This is a genomic window from Cellulomonas fimi (genome assembly GCF_012952065.1).
Taxonomy (GTDB): domain Bacteria; phylum Actinomycetota; class Actinomycetes; order Actinomycetales; family Cellulomonadaceae; genus Pengzhenrongella; species Pengzhenrongella fimi_A.
The window spans coordinates 1-3,384 of the sequence record NZ_JABCJJ010000058.1 but is presented as its reverse complement, the minus strand read 5'-3'; the positions used below and the strand labels follow the sequence as shown (position 1 = coordinate 3,384).

Annotated in this window: 3 protein-coding genes; all 3 read left to right on the top strand. The window is 73.6% G+C overall.

What is annotated here, in order from left to right; all coding sequences use genetic code 11:
• The first annotated feature begins 333 nt into the window (after positions 1 to 333).
• The 3 genes from HIR71_RS16105 to HIR71_RS16095 all read left to right on the top strand — a co-directional run bounded on the left by HIR71_RS16105 (position 334) and on the right by HIR71_RS16095 (position 3,244).
• A complete protein-coding gene (locus tag HIR71_RS16105; RefSeq protein WP_211374323.1) occupies positions 334 to 771 on the top strand; it encodes a hypothetical protein in 438 nt (145 codons plus the stop codon).
• A gap of 86 nt (positions 772 to 857) precedes the next feature.
• A complete protein-coding gene (locus HIR71_RS16100) occupies positions 858 to 2,432 on the top strand; it encodes a DDE-type integrase/transposase/recombinase (RefSeq protein ID WP_211374322.1) in 1,575 nt (524 codons plus the stop codon).
• Positions 2,429 to 3,244: an ExeA family protein gene (locus HIR71_RS16095; RefSeq protein ID WP_211374321.1), complete on the top strand. Its 816-nt coding sequence runs from the start codon at positions 2,429 to 2,431 to the stop codon at positions 3,242 to 3,244. The genes HIR71_RS16100 and HIR71_RS16095 overlap by 4 nt, the downstream gene beginning before the upstream one ends.
• Positions 3,245 to 3,384 lie beyond the last annotated feature (140 nt).

The following is a 3,384-nucleotide window of genomic DNA, read 5'->3' as shown; positions in this document are numbered from 1 at the left end:
TGTTGAGCGACATGGTGGCTGATCAGGTGTAGGTGGGTTGGCGTCGTCGAGCACGAGGACGTGTTCGACGTCGCGGGCGGTGGGTGTCCCTTTAGGGTTCGCGTCAAGAGCGTGACCATGCTCTGGAAGCGCGCGACGGCCCTCCCAAGCTTTGGCGAGCGGGAGGGCCGTCACTTGGTGCTTGGAGGGCACCCGATGCTGATCGTAGGTACGGACCCGCTCGAGGTCGAACGGTCGCTGTGCTCGGGGGAGCTGTCCTGTCCTTCCTGCGGTGGGGTGGTAGTGCCGTGGGGGCATGCCCGCTCGCGGGCGGCGCGGGGGGCGGAGGGGATGGTGCGGCACCGGCCCCGGCGGGCGCGCTGCACCTCGTGCCGGCGCACGCACGTGCTGCTGGCCCAGTTGTGGCTGCTGCGCCGGGCGGACGCGGCCGTGGTGATCGGGGCGGCGCTGGAGGCCAAGGCCGCCGGCAGTGGTCACCGCGCGATCGCGTCGGCGCTGGGACGTCCGGCGGCGACGGTGCGGGGTTGGCTGCGCCGGTTCGCCGCCCGGGCCGAGCACACGCGGGCGCAGTTCACGCGTCTGCTCCATGCCCTGGACCCGGTCGCGCCGGCGCTGGCGGTGCGGGGGTCGGTGGTCGCGGATGCCCTGGAGGCGATCGGGCGGGCCGCGGCGGCCGCGGTGGTCAGGTTGTCGCCGGTGGCCCCGTGGGAGTTCGCCGCCCGGGCGAGCGCCGGGCGGCTGCTCGCCCCGGCGGTGGGGTCGGGGTGGTGAGCAACACGAGTTGACCCTGGGCGGGGCCGAGCGGGCCCGCCACGCTTTCGGACCGGACACGTTTCGGACGAGGTGAAGGGGACGGCATGGGACACCAGCACAGACCCGGCGACGACGAGGCCCGCCGGGCCGAGAGGGCGCGGGACGTCGCCCTGTTCCGCTATGCGCTGATCCGCCAGGCCGCGGACGCGGCGCTGACGACCCGCCAGCGCGGGGCGCTGGTCCGTCGGCTCGCCGAGGTCGAGCACACCGGCCCGGCCGGTGCGCGGGTGCGGGTCTCGCGGGCGAGCCTGGACCGGTGGATCCGGGCCTGGCGGGCCGGCGGGTTCGACGCCCTGGTGCCCTCGACCCGGCACGCCGAGCCCCGCACCCCCGCGGCCGTCCTCGAGCTCGCGGTCGCGCTCAAGCGCGAGGTCCCGGGGCGCACCGCCGTCCAGGTCGCGGCGGTCCTGACCGAGCACGGGGGCATGGTGGTGCCCTCGGCCAGGACGTTGCAGCGTCACTTCGCCCGCCTGGAGCTCAATACCCGCCCCGACGGGAGCGCGCCGAGGGGGTTCGGCCGGTTCGAGGCCGCCGCGGTCAACGAGCGCTGGACCGGCGACGCCCTGCACGGGCCGGTCATCGGCGGGCGCAAGACGTACCTGATGGCGTTCCTCGACGACCACTCCAGGGCGCTGACCGGGTACCGGTGGGGCCACAGCGAGGACATGTTGCACCTGGCCGCCGCGTTGCGCGCCGGGCTGGCCGCGCGCGGCATCCCCAAGGTGGTCTACCTCGACAACGGTGCGGCGATGGTCTCCAAGCAGCTGCTGCGCGCCCTGGCGGTCCTGGGCATCCGGCTGACCCACTCCCGCCCGGGCCAGCCGCAGGGCCGGGGCAAGATCGAACGGTTCTTCCGCACCGTCAGGGAGCAGTTCCTGATCGAGCTGACCGCCCCCGGCGCCCTGGAGAACATCGCCGACCTGGCGGCGTTGAACGAGCTGTTCGCCGCCTGGGTCGAGACCGTCTACCACCACCGGGTCCACTCCGAGACCGGCCAGGCCCCGCTTCAGCGGTTCCTGGCCGCCGGGGCGCCGGCGGTGCCGACCCCGGCCCAGCTGCGCGAGGCGTTCCTCTGGTCGGAGCACCGCCTGGTGACCAAGACCGCGACCGTTTCCCTGCACGCCAACACCTACGAGGTCGACGCCGCCCTGATCGGCCGGCGCGTCGAGCTGGTCTTCGATCCCTTCGACCTGACCGACATCGCCGTGCGTTACGCCGGGCGGGAGATGGGCACCGCGGTCCCGCACCAGATCGGCCGCCACGTCCACCCCGCCGCCAGACCCGCCACCGAGGCGAGGCCCGCGCCGGCCACCGGGATCGACTACCTCGCCCTGGTCCGCGACCGCCACACCGCGGCCCTGGCCCAGCGGGTGAACTACGCCGCCATCACCGCACCCGACCAGACCCAGGCTGCCGAGCCCGAGCCCGAGGTCGGTGCCGACGAGGTCGACGCCGCGGTCGCGGCCGACATCGCCTCCTTCGCCGCCTACCGCGACCAGCTCCCCGCCACCGGCACCAGCGGCGGCGACGTCGCGCTGCCCGGGCAGACGAACCTGCTCGACCTGCTCGACCCCACCAATGAGGGCCACGCCGACCACGACACCGAGGAGACCCCGTGACGCTCGATCGCCTCCAGGCCCACTACGGCTTCACCCGCACGCCCTTCGGCCGGGCCCTGGCCCCGGGCATGCTCCACCGCCACACCTCCCACGCCGAGGCCGTCGCCCGCATCTCCTGGTGCATCAGCGAACGCGCCCTCGGTGTGATCACCGGCGAGGTCGGGGCCGGCAAGACCGTCGCCATCCGCGCCGCCCTCGCCGGCCTGGACCCCTCCCGGCACACCACGATCTACCTGGGCAACCCCGCCGTCGGCGGGCGCGGCATCTACGCCGGCATCGTCACCGCCCTGGGCGGCGTCCCCCGCTTCCACAAGGCCTCGCTGATCCCGCAGACCGCCGAACTGCTCGCCGCCGAGGAACACGAACGCGGCCGCACCGTGATCCTGATCCTGGACGAGGCCCACCTGCTAAGCACCGACCAGCTCGAAGAGCTCCGCCTGCTCACCAACGCCGACATGGACTCCCACTCACCCTTCGCCTGCCTGCTCGTCGGCCAGCCCACCCTGCGCCGGCGGATCAAGCTCGGCACCTTCGCCGCCCTGGACCAACGCATCGCCCTGCGCTACACCCTGACCCAGATGTCCGACACCGAGACGAAGAGCTACCTGGCCCACCACCTCGCCCTGGCCGGGCGCTCGGACACGCTGTTCTCCGATGACGCGATCGCCCTGATCCACCAGGTCGGCCGCGGCATCCCCCGCGCGGTCAACAACCTCGCCGTCCAGGCCCTCGTCGCCGCCTTCGCCACCGGCAAGGCCGTCGTCGACGAATCCTCCGCCCGCGCCGCCGTCACCGAAGTCACCACAGAATAACCGCCACGACACCGTGATCACCACGGCGTCACCATGAGGACCAAGGCCCCGCCGGAAACCTCCGGCGGGGCCCCCCTTTCACCTCCGCACGTCTGCACCGATCACGACGCCCTCGTCATCACCCGACGCGACCGGCAACA

Coding starts and splice junctions, on each gene's coding strand:
- HIR71_RS16100 (WP_211374322.1), top strand. CDS start 858: ATGGGACACCAGCACAGACCCGGCGACGACGAGGCCCGCCGGGCCGAG.